The organism is Gordonia sp. OPL2 (assembly GCF_003797825.1).
GTDB lineage: Bacteria > Actinomycetota > Actinomycetes > Mycobacteriales > Mycobacteriaceae > Gordonia.
This window is the reverse complement of record NZ_RKME01000007.1, coordinates 135738-152493: the sequence shown is the minus strand read 5'-3', so window position 1 is coordinate 152493 and position 16756 is coordinate 135738. Positions and strand designations below refer to the sequence as shown.

Annotated in this window: 18 protein-coding genes and 1 pseudogene; 1 reads left to right on the top strand and 18 read right to left on the bottom strand. The window is 64.0% G+C overall.

Annotated elements, in window-relative coordinates:
- Nucleotides 1-385 precede the first annotated feature (385 nt).
- From EEB19_RS26875 to EEB19_RS09950, 6 genes and pseudogenes are all read right to left on the bottom strand, one after another.
- Nucleotides 386-511 (bottom strand): annotated as a pseudogene (locus tag EEB19_RS26875) (gluconolactonase); the annotation flags it as partial.
- Nucleotides 512-1517: 1006 nt separating this feature from the next.
- A complete protein-coding gene (locus EEB19_RS09970) occupies nucleotides 1518-2237 on the bottom strand; it encodes a hypothetical protein (RefSeq protein ID WP_187585688.1) in 720 nt (239 codons plus the stop codon).
- Between the two features lie 49 nt (nucleotides 2238-2286).
- Nucleotides 2287-3957, bottom strand: a complete 1671-nt coding sequence (locus EEB19_RS09965; protein WP_187585687.1) for a hypothetical protein — start codon at nucleotides 3955-3957, stop codon at nucleotides 2287-2289.
- Nucleotides 3958-3969: 12 nt separating this feature from the next.
- Nucleotides 3970-4188: a hypothetical protein gene (locus tag EEB19_RS09960; RefSeq protein WP_187585685.1), complete on the bottom strand. Its 219-nt coding sequence runs from the start codon at nucleotides 4186-4188 to the stop codon at nucleotides 3970-3972.
- Entirely contained in the window at nucleotides 4185-4322 is a 138-nt protein-coding gene (locus tag EEB19_RS09955; RefSeq protein WP_187585683.1) for a hypothetical protein, read from the bottom strand. The genes EEB19_RS09960 and EEB19_RS09955 overlap by 4 nt, the downstream gene beginning before the upstream one ends.
- Nucleotides 4323-4333: 11 nt before the next feature.
- Complete coding sequence (locus EEB19_RS09950) at nucleotides 4334-5377, bottom strand: GTP pyrophosphokinase family protein (RefSeq protein WP_187585681.1); 1044 nt, start codon at nucleotides 5375-5377, stop codon at nucleotides 4334-4336.
- Between the two features lie 147 nt (nucleotides 5378-5524).
- Here EEB19_RS09950 and EEB19_RS09945 point away from each other — a divergent pair, with 147 nt between their 5' ends.
- Entirely contained in the window at nucleotides 5525-6082 is a 558-nt protein-coding gene (locus EEB19_RS09945) for a hypothetical protein (RefSeq protein ID WP_187585679.1), read from the top strand.
- On the opposite strand, the gene EEB19_RS09940 is transcribed toward EEB19_RS09945, so the two are convergent.
- From EEB19_RS09940 to EEB19_RS09890, 12 genes are all read right to left on the bottom strand, one after another.
- Nucleotides 6083-6400: a hypothetical protein gene (locus EEB19_RS09940; RefSeq protein WP_187585677.1), complete on the bottom strand. Its 318-nt coding sequence runs from the start codon at nucleotides 6398-6400 to the stop codon at nucleotides 6083-6085.
- The gene (locus EEB19_RS26870) at nucleotides 6397-6792 is read right to left on the bottom strand and encodes a hypothetical protein (protein WP_262365553.1); all 396 of its coding nucleotides are present in this window, start codon (nucleotides 6790-6792) and stop codon (nucleotides 6397-6399) included. Before EEB19_RS26870 ends, EEB19_RS09940 begins: the two co-directional genes overlap by 4 nt.
- A 167-nt stretch (nucleotides 6793-6959) precedes the next feature.
- Complete coding sequence (locus EEB19_RS09930; RefSeq protein WP_187585675.1) at nucleotides 6960-7859, bottom strand: SMP-30/gluconolactonase/LRE family protein; 900 nt, start codon at nucleotides 7857-7859, stop codon at nucleotides 6960-6962.
- Between the two features lie 102 nt (nucleotides 7860-7961).
- A complete protein-coding gene (locus EEB19_RS09925; RefSeq protein WP_262365552.1) occupies nucleotides 7962-9152 on the bottom strand; it encodes a serine hydrolase in 1191 nt (396 codons plus the stop codon).
- A gap of 36 nt (nucleotides 9153-9188) precedes the next feature.
- Nucleotides 9189-9452: a hypothetical protein gene (locus tag EEB19_RS26865; protein ID WP_262365551.1), complete on the bottom strand. Its 264-nt coding sequence runs from the start codon at nucleotides 9450-9452 to the stop codon at nucleotides 9189-9191.
- Nucleotides 9453-9522: 70 nt separating this feature from the next.
- Nucleotides 9523-10335 (bottom strand): alpha/beta fold hydrolase, encoded by an 813-nt coding sequence (locus EEB19_RS09920; protein WP_262365550.1) that lies wholly within the window; start codon nucleotides 10333-10335, stop codon nucleotides 9523-9525.
- 78 nt (nucleotides 10336-10413) lie between these two features.
- Nucleotides 10414-12126 (bottom strand): allophanate hydrolase, encoded by a 1713-nt coding sequence (atzF, locus tag EEB19_RS09915; RefSeq protein WP_187585673.1) that lies wholly within the window; start codon nucleotides 12124-12126, stop codon nucleotides 10414-10416.
- The gene (locus EEB19_RS09910) at nucleotides 12123-12794 is read right to left on the bottom strand and encodes an alpha/beta fold hydrolase (RefSeq protein WP_187585671.1); all 672 of its coding nucleotides are present in this window, start codon (nucleotides 12792-12794) and stop codon (nucleotides 12123-12125) included. The genes atzF and EEB19_RS09910 overlap by 4 nt, the downstream gene beginning before the upstream one ends.
- Nucleotides 12791-13498, bottom strand: a complete 708-nt coding sequence (locus EEB19_RS09905; protein WP_187585669.1) for a cysteine hydrolase family protein — start codon at nucleotides 13496-13498, stop codon at nucleotides 12791-12793. Before EEB19_RS09905 ends, EEB19_RS09910 begins: the two co-directional genes overlap by 4 nt.
- Nucleotides 13495-14538 carry a ring-opening amidohydrolase gene (locus tag EEB19_RS09900; RefSeq protein WP_187585667.1) on the bottom strand — a complete coding sequence of 348 codons (1044 nt, stop codon included), beginning with the start codon at nucleotides 14536-14538 and terminating at the stop codon, nucleotides 13495-13497. The genes EEB19_RS09905 and EEB19_RS09900 overlap by 4 nt, the downstream gene beginning before the upstream one ends.
- On the bottom strand, nucleotides 14535-15893 hold the full coding sequence (locus tag EEB19_RS09895) for a nucleobase:cation symporter-2 family protein (protein ID WP_187585665.1): 1359 nt from the start codon (nucleotides 15891-15893) through the stop codon (nucleotides 14535-14537). The genes EEB19_RS09900 and EEB19_RS09895 overlap by 4 nt, the downstream gene beginning before the upstream one ends.
- An 87-nt stretch (nucleotides 15894-15980) precedes the next feature.
- Entirely contained in the window at nucleotides 15981-16628 is a 648-nt protein-coding gene (locus EEB19_RS09890; protein WP_187585663.1) for a GntR family transcriptional regulator, read from the bottom strand.
- Between the last annotated feature and the right edge of the window lie 128 nt (nucleotides 16629-16756).

Below are 16756 nucleotides of genomic sequence, written 5' to 3'. Positions count from 1 at the left end.
GAGTTCGGCAGGTCTGCTGTACAGATCAATTCCGTCGGCAGCTGACCAGACGACATTGTATGGACCTGCGATGTCGGTGGGGTAGCGGTAATCCTGCGGTGCGACAGGAGTGGGTGCAGTCCGCGAGCTGATCGTGAGCGATTGTTCAGCGGGTGAATCCGGAGTCGCACAAGCGGTCCCAGTGGCCAAAGCCATGATGACCAGCGCTGCTGCGCCGCACTTCAACTTCATCTAGCTCGAACCGTTCAGAATCATGTCGTCGTAGTTGTCGGGGTCAGTGGGATCGAAATTCATTGTTCCCTGGTGGTTTCCAGTGCCGGTACCCGCCCGCAGCGATGCCAACAGCTTCTCGTTTCCTAGTGCGCTCTCCATCGCACTCAAGAGTTCACCTCGGTCGCCCGGTGTCCAGATCGATCTGGTCGACGGTTTCGCCTCCTTCGCGAACCCGAATCACGCGATTGCCCAGGGTATCAGCGATCCAGAGACATCCGTCGGCATCGAGCCCGCATCCATCAGGTGCGACGACGGACTGTGAGAGGACCTCGGCGAGCGCTCACGACGTCGGCGGGACGCCGAGGCGGGCCCAGTCGCGACGTTCGCCCGGTGCAGTCGTACATTGTGACCACGACAAGCAATGTCAGCAGTATCTGCCCGTTTCATCGGTCACTCGAGTGCGCAGGTACGCGGCGCCGGCCGAGCCATCTATGGTTGACCAACCTGCGTCCAACCCGGTGACTGCGACAACGTGGTCTGAAAGTCGGGATCAGGAAATCCATTGGGGTACAGGCGGTATGGCGGAGATTCTGAGTCAGTGAGCCCAGGGTAGTTTTGGTGTGCCCACTGGTCGCAGGCGGTTCCTGGTTGGTTCGACTCGGCCCATCCGGTATCAACAAGATCCCACCCTTGGAAGACGTCCCAATTGGGGGCTCGAGAATCTCCGATGGCGGGGTCGGCTGGGCCTAGACGCACTCCGTCCACGGAGAACAACTCGACGAACCACGTGTAGGGTTCATCCATGTACGGACGATTGCCGGGTCCATACCGAAATCGATTCTTCGGCATGACAACTTCCTGCGGCTTGCCGACGAACTTCTGCCGATACAGTCCGGCTCGGTCGTCGCAGACCGTTGCGCGAACTATGCCATCGTGTTCGGTGATCGACTGTAGTCGGAGGCGTCGCGTGCCAGTCCAGCCTGCGTAGGTTTGTGCACCGCCGTCGATCAGTTGGTACCCGTTCTTGTTAAACAGCCGAACGAACCCAGGGAATGCATCTGCCTTGGTATACGTCTCGGCGATGAACGCACTTTCAAAAAAAGCCCTGGTCAGAGTGGGTAATGGATCGGAAAGTTTGATTCCGGGCGACGCTTGCCACGTCGTTGTCATCGGGCCCATCTTTGCCGGGTACTCGTAGGTCCGGGCTGGATCAACTGAACGTGATGAACGGGAGCTCGGAGTGTCCGGTGTGCTCGCGCAAGCGGAAATCGCTATCAGGAGCGTGACGAGTGCAATGATTCTTTTCATTTCTCGCCTTGCAGATTGAGTTTGTAGTAGTCGTAGTCGATCGAGTTACTGTCGTCACCAGCGAACTTGTTGTAGACAATGTCGAAGTTGGTAACATCAATTCCTTTGTCGGCAAGCTTGTTCTTCATGATCTCACTCAGGGCCACCGGACTACTCGATACCGATTCGGTGTTGTCGAAGTTGCTTTCCTCAAGGACCTTCGCCAATGGTTTGATCGTTCCGTCCGGTTCGAAGAGTAAGGAATCGTTGGGATCGCCGGACGGTTGCGGATTGGTCGCCGCCCAGGCCGCCCAATGTTGTTCGAGCAGGGTGTCATTCATCGGTGCTCGAGTTGGCTGGCTGCCCGAGTCGGCTTCGACGCTTTCCGGTGGGTTGATCCAGTCGATGGCCATACCGGTGCCGAGGGCAGCGGGGTCCCCGACAATCGGCACTGCACTGATCAGGCTGGTCACTACATCCTTCGCGTTCGATTTCACCGACCCGAAGGTGTCTGCATCGACGTCGTTACCCGGATGGTCGTCGTGCCAGTCGTCGAGCATGTCGGCCATCACTCCGTCACGCGCGAGCGATTGTAGCCAGCCATTTCTGGCTGCGAGGTCAGCACTGAAGCCTTGGCCGCCGGCCAGCGCATCGGGTACGTGGGCTGCGTTGTACGACTGCTGCAGACCGATGTCCCTGATCAATTGGGCGCGTGCACCGTCGTCAGACGAGATCACCCCGAACAGCCTACGAACGCCATCTTGGAACTCCTGGTCGTTTCCGATGTCATTCTCGGGACCGCCAAAGTTCCGAAGATGCTCTGCGGCAGCTTGATCGAACCCGTAGTTCAGAGGATTTCCTCCTGAGAGGACGTTGAAGTACGGGCGGGTGGCCTGCTCGATCGCTCGTGCCAACTCCGGATTGATGTCGCCAAGCGATCCAGAATGTCCGCCATTCGTGTCCATCAGGGATGTGAAGTTCGCCGGGTTTGTCGGTGAAGTCGTACATCCCGCGGAATGCTTCTGCTGACAGTCCTGCGCGGTACGAATTGCCTTGGTCGGCGGCATAGTCGTCGATCCAGTCGGTCAACGTTCCGACGGATTTGCCGTTGTCTCGCCAGTCGTGTGCGAAGAGTGATTTCAGGGTTTCGTCACGGTTGTAGTCGGGCCCCAGCCCAGCTTCGGCGCCACCGTGGCCGCTGAGTATGGCCGTTGAAGCCTCATGACTCAACGACCCCGCACCGAGGAGGTTCTCAAGAGTGTCTTCATAGCGACCGCTGAAAACTGAACTGTCAGGATGCCCAGTGTCGACGAGATCGTTGAGTCCATTCTCCACACCCCACGGACCCAACAGCGCGAGATTCGACATGTAGGGCGATCCACCCGATGGGTTATTTCTCTCTGCTTCAGTCAGATTCGCTGTTTTCTGGATCAACTCGCTGCCCAAGCGGGTACCGGGCGGTGTCGTGGCGCCGTTGACCAGTTGACCCAGCACAAACGACCGCGCGAAGGGATCCAGACTGGTGACGTCTTTAGGATTGGTCGGGACCCGTTCGGTCGCGATATCCCTCATCCAGCTGGGCAGCTCGTTGAATCCGCCTGCCGTTCCACCGCCACCGACCCTCTCGTTCCCGAGAGTGTTGATCCCGTTGGCGAACGCTGTGCCCGCGGTGGAGTCGCTCTTGTCGAGGCCGTACCGGAGTTCAAGTGCCTGTTGCGGGTTGAGTCCGCCATACAGATTGCGCAGATACGAGACGACGCCTGGCGGCACCGCCACGTTCTCTCCGTTCATTAGGGCGCGCAGCTGTTCTGGTGTCAACTGCGCCTCCTTCAAATGCTCTCCGATGGTGCGTAGTTCGTCTGGCGAGAATCCATCGCTTGCGAGGCCCGCATCTCGAGCACCCATTGTTCCGTTCAGTGCCAGCGATGACGGAGTGATTGTCGTGAGGTTGCCGAGTTCTGAGCCTAGTGAATCGGCAGCAGACCGAACAGCATCGAAGGCTGCGTTGGCTTGAGCGACGAGTCGTGTCCGCCACGACTCCATCGCGGCGGCGTCACCCTCTTTCTCCTCTTGCCCCTCTTTACGCTTCAGGTTCCACTGTGGATCACTGGGGGAGACAAGGTCGTAGCCGGCGTCGAAAGCTGCGTTCTGTATCGAGATCAAGAAGGTCTTGTGGTTCGAGATGTTCTCGCAACCCTTCTCGATCGAGGTCGCGACATCCTCGAGGTTGTCCGCGAGATTCGTCATCCACTTCTTCTCGGCCTCGGCGCGGTCGTCTGCGCTGTTTCGGCTCTGGCCGACCCAGTCGGAGGTACGGTCCAGGTCGGCAACGACGGCATTGCGGACAAGTCCGGCCTTTGTCTCCAGTGACGTGGCCATCTGACGCGCCGCTGCGGCAGCAGGCAGCATGGCGTGGGGCTGCCACATGTCGACATCGATCCGTGCAGGAGTACTCATCGGTCCGACCTGTCAGCGCGGCGGAGCAGGACGATTGACGTTGCCAGGGTCGGACGGCGCGACCGTAGGGAGCTCGCCGGCACCGGTGAAGCGCGAGGCGTTGAAGCCGTCGGTCCGCTCAGTGGTCCCGGACGCGACCCTGACCAGCGCGGCGAACGCCTCAACCTGTCCGCCGCAATTCGACACAGACTTGGTGATGGTGGCGTCCGCGCCGTCGGCGACCGATTTCATTGGCGACGAGCAGTTGGGGGTTCCGGTATTGCCGTGCCCAGCGTCGACATCTTGGTGGTCAACGTGAGGTTGCGGATCTCGGCTGCGAGGCCGTCGACCTTGCTCGCGGCGCCCTCGACGGCACTGATACTCATACTGAACTTCGTCATTCTTCCCCCGGGTGGCCACAGCGACAGAATTGGTGCACTACCTGAGCCAATGTGGAGAATACCAAGGCTCTCCGATGGCTCGATCTACCTATTCCATCGGCAGGTCCGTGGTGGCCACCCGCCGAAGTCTTGCCCTGGAGGCTGGGTCCGGCGGATCTTGCGTCCGGCGGCAAGCTCACCGGGTAGTAGAAGACCCCGTCCTCGTTGTCGACGCGTTCGACGTGGAGGCGGTTTCCTTCAGCAATGTGGTCGCTGACATCGATGAAATCGTCCTGGTCGATCACACCGGAGTCGACCAACTGACTCTTCACGGATCGAGCGGGGATCAAGCCTCGCTGCCCGTCCTGATCCATGGCGAGTGCGTATCGCGGAGTGGACCTGGTCACTGTGACGACTGTCGTGTCAGCTGACGCAGCTTCTTCAGGTGTTGGTTCTGTATTTCGGTCTTGCTGGGTCTCGAGCTCCGCGGCAAGGTCGTCCGCCAGCTGATCGACCGTACTCAAAAGGTCGGCCATGGTCCTCGCGACCTTGCGATGGAACCCCGTGGGTTTGAAGCCCTCGCCGGGTTTGTACATGTCCTCGTGGGTCAGTTCGCTCCAAGAATCTTGGAGGCGGGTCTTCACTTGTACTTCGACTCGTACGAGATGCGTCTTGGTGGCCAGCGTGCTCGGGATTTCCAGTACCGCGTGATACGCGCGATAGCCGCTCGGCTTCGGCGCCGCGACGTAGTCGTCGGGAGGCTCGGCAAATCGATAACCCGAGGTTGAGACTGACTGAGTCAGTTCTTCTTTGAAGATCTCGAGGTCTCTCGTACTCTTGCAGAGGACCTTGACACCTACGATTTCGGCGATGGTGGCTTCGATTGAATCCCCATCACATGGGAGCTCGGTGATTCTCTCGTCACGCAACTTCCGACGAATCTTCGCTTCCGCCCGCTTCGGATCCTTGATCCGACTGCTACGACAATCAATACGCGAAGGGTCTCCAACGCCGATAGCCTCATCGGCCACCTGCTTCAAGAAGACCTGAGTTGTGGTCAAAGCGCTGGACCAACAGCCGTGCCTCGCGCCCCACGTTTCTTGTACGAGCGTCGCAAAAATCATCAGACATCAGCACCCCCCCGCAGGTTTTGCATCGACCATACTGCAGCGTACTGACGAAGTGCTACTGCGTACTACGCTCTTGCTGTGTCCGACAATTGGATTGAGTTCTTCTCTCTCGATGCGGATGAGCGAGAGGCCGCCCAACTCATCTATGCTCAGGTGCAGTGGCTTCTCGACCGCGAGATCATTGCGCACTCCGAGCGCCCTGATGAGTTTCACGGCACCTACCGGGAAGGGCCTCGTAGCGTTGATGCTTTCGACGCGGCGTCGATCCCCGATAGCATCGGAGCGAGCGGCGAACAGATGCTGTTCGGCGGCGTTCGAGTGGAACACGGCTGGCAGGTCTCACACAACATCGATGGGTTTGAAGGACCGCCCTGTCCGGTCTGCGGTTCCTGGATGGCCATCGATGTGGCGGGTGACGCGTTGCGGCGGTGGTACATGTCGCGGGTCGAACCTGAGGTCAATTGCGCGAGTTGCGGTCAAGCCGATCTCCTCGGCAACTGGCCACATAAGTTCGCGGGCTACGCGAACTACGCGTCACTCTCGTTCGTCAACAGCTGGCCTCTGGCGCCGCACTTCGAACGTGAGCTGCTCGAGCGAATCGGCCGACGTCCCGGAGTGGTCTGCGTACGGCTGTGACTACCACTGCCAGCGGAGTCCGTCCGACGTCTGACGGCACGTAGCCCGGCCGTCTGTCTGGAACACGATGGCTCGCGCCCCGAGCTGCGGACATGGTGCGCCGAGCTTCACCTTGGGCGCACGGTGGATTGCTTTGGGTTCCCATATCCCGTTCAGGCCCGAGCAGTACATCGTTCCGTCGGCGGAGTCCGTCCCGATCTCATGCGCGTAACAGGGGCCGCCGTCGCGCTGGACTGACGATGGCGCCGCGTAGGCGGGGCCGGCGCCGAGCGCGCCCAGCATGGCGACGGCGGCGAATGCGAGTACTGCAGATCTCATGACTTCGGTCCTTGATGTGTGACGCGGGGTGACCCCATGCAACCCGACTGATAGTAGAAGTTCTGGATCGTCGCGCTGTTGTACCTCTGATCGGACAATGCGTTGCTGATCAGTCGCGCCGCTGCGCAGTACCGACCGAGGCGAATGTTCAGTGTTCGTGTCGCCTGGACTGCGGTCTTGTAGCCGGCGGCGTACTCGATGGCCTGGTCGTGAGAGAGCCTGTTCATCGTGAGATCGCGGTATGCGTACTCGGCGACTTCGGTGTCACTGCTCGCGTCGGTGACTGAACCATTGAGCTCGAGCGGGGAGACGGCCTGCGCGATCCCGGTCCCGCTCACGGTCGCGGCGGCGGCAATGGCAATGCTGGCGATCCAACGTTTGATGACACTCACGATTCTTACTCCTGAGGGAGGAACGATTCGAACTTCGCGAGTGTCCCACGCTGGTACGACGCCGAAACACCGTTAGGGTGTCGTTCATTCAGTTGAAAGTCGTGCACGTAGTGGGGCGACAGGCATCTCTGTTCACGCACCTTGGCTCTCGCAGCTGCGAGCTCCGGTCACGGAGTGCCCGCGTGACCAACCCCAACGTCGACAGCTCGGATCGTCGCCTCCCGCGCCGCAGAACGCGCATGTTCATCGAAATCCGGTGCGCAGCACATGAACAGCGTGGTGCCGGCGTGGCCGCCGAGCATGCAGGCAAAGACCCCGGTGTCCAGAGAAATCTGGTCGACGATCTCACCGCCCTCGCGAACCCGGATCACGCGGCCACCCACGGCGTCGGCGACCCAGAGGCAACCGTCGGCATCGAGTCCGCATCCATCGGGTGCGACGACCGCCTGAGGCAGGGCCTCCGCCAGCACTCGGGTCGTCGGAGGGTCGCCGAAGCGGGCCCAGTCCCGACGCTCGCCCAGGGTGCCGTCCGGATTGATCGTGAATGCACTGACCCGATTGCCGAACGTCTCGTCGACCAGCAGCGTCGAACCATCGGGCGTGACCACACTGCCATTCGGGAAGTGCAAACCAGAGGCGACCGGCGTGACGGTACCGTCGGGGTCGATCCGCAGCAGATCTGCGACATCGAGATCGGCGCCGGCCATCAGATCGAAGCCGAAGTTGCCCAACCAGGCGCGCCCCTGATCGTCGACCACCATGTCGTTGGGATGTCCGGTGACGTGCTCACTCACATCCGCGTGCACCTCGACCGATCCATCCGCCTCGACCCGCAGAATCGTCCGATCCTTCATCGACACCACCAGCAGGCGGCCGTCGGGCAGCCAACCGAGACCCGACGGCTGCGCCGGCACCTCGAGTTCGGTCCGCAGGTCGGAACCGTCCTCGTTCACCGAGTTCACGGTGTGGGTGTAGAAGTCGACGAACCAGAGACGACCGTCGTGCCACCGCGGACATTCGGTGAAGGTCATGTCGGACACCACGGTGCGGATCTTGGATGCGCTCATGGTCCGACTATAGGATCCGTCTGAGGCTGTCGGGCGTGAAGTGCGCCAATTCAGTTGGTGCAGAGTAGGTTTCGCGGGCGACGTCGGCGAGTGCCAATGGCCTCACCCGCTCCTCCTGCCTGGCGAACCCGGCAGCCCCGGAACACACGTCACCGCAAAGCAACCCGGATTGCCCTGCAGCGGTGCCCGCAGCGGCCGCGAGCCACACGCAATCACCGTGCAGTCCTTCGGCGCAAACGGTCCGACGCCGAGCGCACCCAGCGCCACGTTCGGGTCGGCGAACTGGACGGGATCGAAGTTGAGGTTCATCGTCGGCCGGTACGGCCCGGGATCGGGGAGACGCGGCGCTTGGAACGCCGCGGCGAGTCGTCGGAAGAAGTTGCGGTACAGCTCGCTGTTGAGGCTGGCGCTCAAGATGGTGCCCGGGTCGGGGGATACGTCGCCGAGGAAACCGTTCCAGCTCACCAGCAGGCCGAGGCTCGGCACGATGAAATTGTTCTGCTGGAGAAAGCCCACCATCGCGTAGGCATCGGACGGCAGGCCTTCCAGAGGCGCGAGGTTCGAGGTCTGCCGCGATGGGAACGAGGGACCCACACACGGAGAGCTGTTGACCCAGAACAGGTATCCGTAGCATCGATTGGCCTGCGACGGACTGCGCAGCTGTCGGATGTACCCAGAGTCGATGATGCGCTTGCCGTGCCACACGCCGTCGTTCAGCATGAGTAGTCCCAGCCGGGAGTAGTCGGCGGGTGGCATGAACAGGAAGGCGTAGCCATAGGTGTTGCCGCTGCGGTCGCGGGTCCAGAAGTAGTCGCTCTTCTTGATGCCCAACGGGCCGAACAGGTTCCGCTGCGCGAATGCCTGCAGATCCTCACCGACCGCGTGCTGCACCACGTAGGCCAGCAGGTCGGGGCCGTGCTGGGTGTACTCGAAGAACGTACCCGGGCGATGTTCGACAGGCAGCGCAAGCGCTTCCTTGCCGATGTTGGGGTCGACGTCGAGGCCGGCGGTCAGCGCCTCGCTGATGATGGACTGCCGCAGTCCCGATGTCTGCGTGAGCAGATCGCGCACCGTGATCGCGGCATGGGCTTTGTCGACCTCACCGGCGGGGAGGTAGCGCGCGATCGAGGTGCCTAGGTCGAGCTTGCCCTGTGTGTACGCGATTCCCGCGAGCATGGAGACGACGCTCTTGGTGGAGCTGAACAGATTCCACGGAGTGTTCTCGGTCAGCGAGTTGAGCGGCCCGGTCCCGACGAGGCAGTTGTTGCGGAACACCTGGATGTGGGTGCGCATGCGCGACGCGGCGAACGCGATGGCGTCGTCGAGGCGCTACTTGTTCAGCCCGACCGCCGACGGAGCAGCCGTCTGCGGGTCGCCGGAGCCCGACGGTTCGGCACAGTGCCGCTGTTGCCGAGGATCTACCGGGGCGGCGTGGCTCTCACCCGGGGACAGGCCGACGACCATGCCGACAGCAACGAGCAGCGACACGACGAGTGCCGCCAGAAAGCCACGGCCGGGAGCCACCCGGCGACCAACGCGACCGACCATGAGAACCCCCTCGATGCCGCGGTGCACCATCTCGGATGGTGGCACGTCAGCCGCGACAGGGTCAGCAGTTCACGAGTATCGGCTGCTCAGGGCGCTGCAATCAGTGAGCGCGGCATCACCCAGCCGCCTGCCGGATCACTCCCGCCACGGCCGCCGGATGCGAGACCAGCGACGCGTGCGACGACGCGATCTCCGTCGTACGGGCACGTATCCGCTTGGCCGCGTCGCGCTGGGCGGCGGGCGGAATCACCCGGTCGTTCCCCGACACCACGTACCAGCTCGGAGTCGTCGTCGCCCACGACGGCCGCCCGCTGAGTTCGAGGTTGGCCGAGGCCGCGAACGACTTCTGATGAGCGAGCATCGTCTTGATCGTGGTGGGGCTGACATCTTGGGCGAAGATCTTCGGGAACGCCGACGCCTCGATGTATGCGTCGAGGTTGTATCCGCCGACACCCGTGGCGTCACGCACGACCTTGAGTTGCAAGGCGGGCGGCAGCAGCTGGCTACCCGGGTATTGCAGCGGGTTGATCGCCGACGCGATCGGCTCGCCGGCACCGGGCGCGAACGCGGCGACGTACACGAGGCGCGTGACCTTCGGGTCGTGGATGTTGGTGATGACGGCGCCACCGTAGGAGTGCCCGACGAGGACGACCGGACCGGGCAGTGAGCGGACGGTGCGGTCGACCACCGCGGCATCATGTGCCGGGCCGCGCAACGGATTGTCCACGGCCACAACGCGATAACCCTCTCGCCGCAGTATCGAGGCGACACCGTCCCAGCTCGTCTTGTCGGCGAACGCGCCATGCACCAGCACGATCGTCGGCCGCGGCGCCGCCTGCGCGGTCGGCACCGCACACGTGAGCGTGATGCCGATGGCGCAGAGAGCAACAGTGAGCGTCGCCAGCATGCGGCTCAGACGTCGGAACATGGCATTTCTCCTCGGATCGGTGATCGAGCTACGCCTTCGGACTGATGCTATGCGCTGGGAGGCGAACCGCGGATGACTTCATCGGGCAGTCACCGCGCGAGCCTGCTCGAGGTACCGCACCCATCCGCCGAACTCGGTGATCTCCTCCGCGCCGTCGAGCGCCGACGGACTGCACGAGAAGCCGACCACACGTCGTCCGTCGGACAGTTCCACCGATCCCAAGCTCATCGGCTCGAGCAGCTCGCCCAGGAAGGATGCGAGCGCAGTGGGCGATAGGCGCCACACCCCACCGTCGATCACGCTGTCGGTACCCGGTGTGGCGACCAGACCAGGTTTCGGCGGTGTCGTATCCAGCGCGAAGAGGCGATATCCCGGTGCGGTCCGCGCAGGTCCGACGAATCGGGCCCCGCGACTCCTCAGCTCGTGCTCCAACGGCTGACCGGGCAGATGAGCACCCACGACGAACAGGTCCTTGGTCGGCGCACCGGCTGCTTCGATCCATGGTGCGCCCGCGGCCGAGGGCGACGCGCAGCCCGGCGCCGCGACCGGCACCGGAGTCTCATTCACACGTCGGGCAAGGTCCAGGGCCACCGCATCGTGGAACGCCGGGGCCAGCACGGTGACGCCGAACTGTCCGTCGCCGACGGTGCCGGCGGGCACCGCCACCCCACACAGGTCGAACAGATTGGTGAAGTTGGTGTACGTACCGAGCCACGCGTTGAGGCCGACCGGATCGTCTGCGACCTCGGCCGCCGACGGCTGACCCGGCGCGGTGGGTACGAGAAGCGCGTCGCAGTCGGCGAGCAGCGCCATGCTCTCCGCGCGCAGCTCCTCGAGTCGGGCGAGATCGTTCACCATGTGCGACGCGCTGATGCTGCCCGCCCGGGTGATGATCTGACCCACCACTGGATCCACCTCGTCCGGATGGTCGTCGACGAAAGTGCCGACCGACGCGTGGCGCTCGGCGACCAGCGCCCCGTCGTACAGCAGCTGTGCGGACTCGAGGAAGGTCGCGAACGGAATCGGCCGTATCTCCACCCCACTTCGGCGCAGGCTGTCGACGCTCCGCTGGAATGCCGCGGCACCTCCGGGGGCCATGTCGACGAGAGAATCCGGAATCGCGACACAGGCGTTCGTGGGCGCCGCGAGCGGGATGTCCGAGGGAATTAGCCGGGTGCCCTGACCGCCGGCCATCGCCGACATGGCGACGTTGGCGGTGTCGATGTCGCGGGCCATGATGGTGACCGCGTCCCATGAACGGCACGCGGGCAGCACACCGGTCGTGGATACGACACCCAACGTCGGCTTGATGCCGACGATCCCCTGAAACGCCGCCGGCACCCGACCCGAACCGGCGGTGTCGGTGCCTATTGCGATATCGGCGAGCCCGAGCGCGACTGCTACCGCTGACCCCGAACTCGAACCACCCGAGACGAACTCGGGTCGTCGGGCATCGCGGACGCCGCCGTACGGACTGCGCTGCCCGACCAACCCGGTGGCGAACTGATCGAGATTCGTCGTGCCGACCGCCGTTGCCCCCGCTGCGCGCAACCGGGCAACGGCCACCGCGTCACTGGATGCGGGTGTGGTGGAGAATCCGGGGCACGCAGCGGTCGTCGGAAAGCCCTCGACGTCGACGTTGTTCTTGACCGCGAGCAGCAGACCCGCCAGAGGTCCCGAGGCACAGGCGTACTCGGCGCGGACCGCATCGCGATCCGACAGATGAATCCACACCTCCGGTCGGTCCACCGCAGTCACGGCGTCGAGGAAGGCGTCCACACGATCGGTCATCGGGATTGGCTCCTTGCGTAGGTGACGTCACCGGACTCGACGAGCGCCCACTCGTCGAGCAGCGGCGCGAATGCGTTCTGCAGGTGCGCCGCATGCCCGGTGTCGGGCAGCACGCGATACCGGATGCCCGTTGCCTCCGACAGCGCCTGCACCGATGCGTGCCGCGCCCTGGGTGACCTCTCGCCGACGGTCAGCGACACCGACGCCGGATCGACCGCGGGCGGGTGCGGCTCGAACGCCCGGAACATGGCCAGCTCGCGGCCCACGGTGTCGGCATCGGCGGTCGTCATGTCCGGATGCCACTCCGGTCCGTACAGCGCGCGGCCGAAACCGGTGACGCCGTCGGCATGGAACCCGGCGACCACGTCATCGAGCAGTCCAGGGGCCAGCGACCCGGCGGCCGGTTCGTGCAGGATCGCCGCCGACATCGGGACGCCACGAGCAGCGAGTTCGAGTCCGAGCGTCGCGCCCCCGCTCACACCGATCACCAGCGCCCCCGCACACAACGGTGCCAGCGCATCGAGTTCGGTGTCGAGATCACCCGACTGTGGTCGCAGCGGGACATGCACGGCAAAGCCCAGGTGCGACAACGCTGTTGCGGTCCGATCCCACACGGGTGGGTCGACGGCTACTCCGCAGATCAGGACGGCGTGTGGATCGTCGCTCACGACGCCGCGGCGGGCACAGGTGTACCCAGCGCGGACAGCAACTGGGCCGACGTCGCGGTGGCACCGAAGACACCGCCCTGCATCGCGATCATGCTCAGCGCGGCGAGGTGATGGTCATGATCGGTGGCGCCGGTGCAGTCCGAGAGGACCAGACACTCGTAGCCACGGTCGTTGGCCTCCCGCATCGTGGTGTGTACGCAGACATCGGTGGTGATGCCGGTGAGGATGAGGTGTGTGATGCCGGCGCTGCGCAGGATCAGATCCAGGTCGGTGGCGTAGAAGGCGCCTTTGCCGGGCTTGTCGATGATCGGTTCGCCGGGCACCGGGGCCACCTCCGGCACGATCTCCCACCCGGGCTCACCGCGCACCAGAATCCGGCCGCACGGCCCGACCGAGCCGATCTCGGCACCGGCACGCGCCGATCGCCACCGCTTGTTCTCGGGCAGGTCAGTGAGATCGGGCCGGTGCCCCTCGCGGGTGTGTACGACCAGCATGCCCTGCTCACGGCAGGCCGCGAGAACCTCGGCAGTAGGGCCGAGACCTGCGCGGGTGAGCGAGAGGTCGTATCCCATTGAGTCGACGTAGCCACCCGGCCCGCAGAAGTCGACCTGCCAGTCGATCAGAACCAGAGCGGTGCGGCCGATGTCGACCGCGCCGTCGTACGGCCACGAATAGGGATGTGCATCAACAGGTGTGGTCGTCATGTCGGGTCTCCGAGTTCGTAGAGGAAGGTGACGCTGCCGCCGCCGGGCTGACCCTGATGTTCGGCGCCGCCGGACACATAGACCGCCCCGTCGCCCTTGACGGCGGCGGCCAGCGCACCGACGGCGGCGCGCGCGTGCCGGGTGGAGTTGATGTCCGAGTCGGTCAGCATGGTGTGGCGCAGACCGCGAATACTGCCGCTGGGATCGGCTTCGGCCTTGACGAACAATTGGCGGATCGTTCCGCCACGCTGGGCGATGAGATCGGCGGCCGCCGTCAGCGCGCCGAGGTCGAATCCGTCCGTCATCTCGGTGTGCAACGCGCGCAATGGGTTCGATGCGTTCGAGCTCTCGGCTACGACAAGGATGTGGCAGGAGTCGAGCTCGGCTCCCGCGCTCGCGGAGGCGCGATTGGACCACGCCTCGCCGCGACCGGCCAGCGCGTCGCGCGCGGCATCCCGGTCGATCTCGTCGAGCGCCACTGCGATCCCGAGCGAGCTCGCTGCGCGCGACCGACCCATCGACTCGTAGGTTTCCGACGACACCGGTTCGATTCCCTGCGAACGGAGTTCGTTGATGTCGGTGGAGGTGAGAAGGGGGCATTTCACCAGAACAAGGTGCACATCGGAGGCCGAGACACCGAGATCCGCGATCATCTTCGCCACGGTGTCGCGGACGGCGTCCATCTGTCCGTCTCGCCCGATATCGGCGAGCGGAATGGGTGCGGTGGTCGTTGCTGCGGCCACCAGGCCCCGGTCGTAACGGTCGTCGGAATCATCGTCGGCGATCAGGAGATTCACGTGCGGGGAGAGCACTCCCTCGGTGCCGCCGGAGAACACGGTCACCGCATCGGACCGCAGATGGGGTTCCCACGCGGCAGCAGACAGGGTTCGGCTGAAGTCGTTGACGCAGCCGTTGCCCTCGGTCTTGCCGATGACGGCCAGGATCGACTGCGGGTCGACGCCGCGCTCGGCGGCCAGTCGTAGTCCACTGATGTCGTCGGGTCCCGCGGTGGGAAAGGTGAGGAGTCGGACTCCGGTCATACCGTGACCTCCTTGTCAGGCGTGGATGTCGTCGTCGGGGAGTGCTTGTCGGATCTGGGTCGGCGACGGGGGAGATGGTGGAAGAACAGATTGAGGACGAAGGCGGTGATCACCGCGCTGCTGATGGCGTTGCCGAAGATGATCTGCACCTCAGAGGGGAACTGCGAGTAGATGTCCGACGACACGATCGGGATCATCCCGGCGCCGAGTGCGAGGGAGACGATCAGCAGATTGTCGTTGTTGCGGTAGTCGACCTGGGCGAGCGTGCTGATGCCGGTGCCGGCGACGGTGGCGAACATGAGGAGGCTGACTGACCCGATCACCACCCCGGGGAGGCTGGCGATGGTCTCGCCGAGTTTCGGTATCACGGCCAGCACGATGAGGAAGGCGCCGGCGACCACGACCACCGATCGTGCCGCCACCCTGGTGATCCGCACGAGGCTGACGTTCTGCGCAAAGATGGTGTCGGGGAACGATGTCCACAATCCGGCCAGCACGGCGGAGGCGCCGTCGGCGGCGAGTCCCCGCGCGATCCGATTCGGCGACACGTCCGTGCCGGTGGTCTCGCCGATGGCCATCATGTACGCGGTCGACTCGATGAAGATCACCAGCATCACGATGCTCATCGAGATGATGCCGGCCACGGGGAAGGTGGGTGCACCGAAGAGGAAGGGCTGCGGGATGCCGAACCATGCGGCATCGCCGACGCCGGAGAAGTCGGTCAACGACATCAGCGCTGCGACAGCGGTTCCGAGAACCAGAGCGATCAGTACCGCAGCTTGCCGGAGAATGCCGCGGGCGTAACGCATCAGGGCGACCGCCACCAGGATGATGCCGAGTGCGAGCGCCAGGTGAGAGCCGCTGGCCGGTTGGTCGTCGAAGGTCATCGACACGGCTTTACCGATGAGGCTGAGTCCGATCATGGTCACAGCGGCACCGCGAACGGCCGGCGGGAAGTACTTCAACAACTTCGAGAATGGCACGGCCACAAGCAATCCGAATACTCCGGCGCCGATCATGGAGCCGTACACCGCGTTGATGCCGTACTCCTGGCCGATCATGATCATCGGAGTGACGGCCGTGAACGAGGCGCCCGCCACCACCGGCATCTTGGCGCCGAGCACCTTCCCGACGCCTGCGGCCTGGATGATGGTGACGATCCCGGCGATCAGCAGGTCGGCGTTGACGAGCATGCCGATCGTGCGCTTGTCCAGGTCCATCGCCGCGCCGAACACCAAAGGCACTGCGACACAGCCGGTGTACATGACGAGAACGTGTTGGGCGCCGAAGACGGCGGTTTGCCATGCTCTGAGCCGGCCGGGCTCGGTGCTGACAGTGGGGGAGGTGGATGACATGGGTAATTCGTATACGTTCCATGTGTCTTAATCGTTAGTTGGTGTAACCAACAGGTAAAACGGCCGAGGTTCGTATACGAACGAATGTCAGAGAAGCTCGCGGAGTAGTTGCTCGTCCTTCTGGACGTGTTCGTCCATGAGGTAGCCCGCCTGTACGGGCGAGCCGTCGAGAATGGCGCCGGCGATCGCGGAGTGGTCGCGCCAACAGCCATCGGCCCGGCTCTGCACGTCGCGGTCGAAGACCCACGCGATCCTGCGGAACGTGTGGTCCAGCGTGCGGGCCAGCTCGCCGTTGCCCGATGCCTGCGCGACCAGGGTGTGGAACCGCATCACCAGCGGCGGCACCTGTGCGTGTTGATGGGCGCGCTCGGCCTCGCGGCCGGATTCGGTGACCAGGCGGAGTTCGGTGGCGACGGTGCCGCCGACCCGTTCGGCCGCGAGTCTGGCGCCGAGGACCTCGAGTCCCCGACGTACCTGCATCAACTCGAGCGCGTCGACGCGCGAGCTGCCCGAGACGGTGGCTCCCTTGTATCGCTCGAGCGTGACAAAGCCCTCGCTCTGCAGCTGTGACAATGCCTCACGGACGGGAACGCGGGAGACGCCGAAGCGCTCGGCCAGCATGGGCTCCGGGAGTCGGTCGCCGGGCCGCAACCGGTCGTCGAGGACATCGTCGCGAATGGCAGCCGCGATCGACTCCCGGGTCGCCGGACGTGTCGCCGTACTGTCGGAGCTCATCGCTCCAGGATAGGCCGTCCGGTGTGGGTGTCGGCCGTAGGTGTTCGAGACAAGCTCTGCGTCAACGACTCTGAGGCGAGTGGCCACGTCGCCGCGGGCCGCGAGACGTCACGCAGCCGTAACAGACT

What these genes read in the sequence shown, in the direction of transcription:
- EEB19_RS09940 (WP_187585677.1), bottom strand. Translation starts at nt 6,400, where the DNA reads ATGAGATCTGCAGTACTCGCATTCGCCGCCGTCGCCATGCTGGGCGCG.
- EEB19_RS09905 (WP_187585669.1), bottom strand. Translation starts at nt 13,498, where the DNA reads ATGACGACCACACCTGTTGATGCACATCCCTATTCGTGGCCGTACGAC.
- EEB19_RS09955 (WP_187585683.1), bottom strand. Translation starts at nt 4,322, where the DNA reads ATGAGTATCAGTGCCGTCGAGGGCGCCGCGAGCAAGGTCGACGGCCTC.
- atzF (WP_187585673.1), bottom strand. Translation starts at nt 12,126, where the DNA reads ATGACCGATCGTGTGGACGCCTTCCTCGACGCCGTGACTGCGGTGGAC.
- EEB19_RS09925 (WP_262365552.1), bottom strand. Translation starts at nt 9,152, where the DNA reads ATGCGCACCCACATCCAGGTGTTCCGCAACAACTGCCTCGTCGGGACC.
- EEB19_RS09960 (WP_187585685.1), bottom strand. Translation starts at nt 4,188, where the DNA reads ATGAAATCGGTCGCCGACGGCGCGGACGCCACCATCACCAAGTCTGTG.
- EEB19_RS09920 (WP_262365550.1), bottom strand. Translation starts at nt 10,335, where the DNA reads ATGTTCCGACGTCTGAGCCGCATGCTGGCGACGCTCACTGTTGCTCTC.
- EEB19_RS09890 (WP_187585663.1), bottom strand. Translation starts at nt 16,628, where the DNA reads ATGAGCTCCGACAGTACGGCGACACGTCCGGCGACCCGGGAGTCGATC.
- EEB19_RS09895 (WP_187585665.1), bottom strand. Translation starts at nt 15,893, where the DNA reads ATGTCATCCACCTCCCCCACTGTCAGCACCGAGCCCGGCCGGCTCAGA.
- EEB19_RS09965 (WP_187585687.1), bottom strand. Translation starts at nt 3,957, where the DNA reads ATGAGTACTCCTGCACGGATCGATGTCGACATGTGGCAGCCCCACGCC.
- EEB19_RS09900 (WP_187585667.1), bottom strand. Translation starts at nt 14,538, where the DNA reads ATGACCGGAGTCCGACTCCTCACCTTTCCCACCGCGGGACCCGACGAC.
- EEB19_RS09930 (WP_187585675.1), bottom strand. Translation starts at nt 7,859, where the DNA reads ATGAGCGCATCCAAGATCCGCACCGTGGTGTCCGACATGACCTTCACC.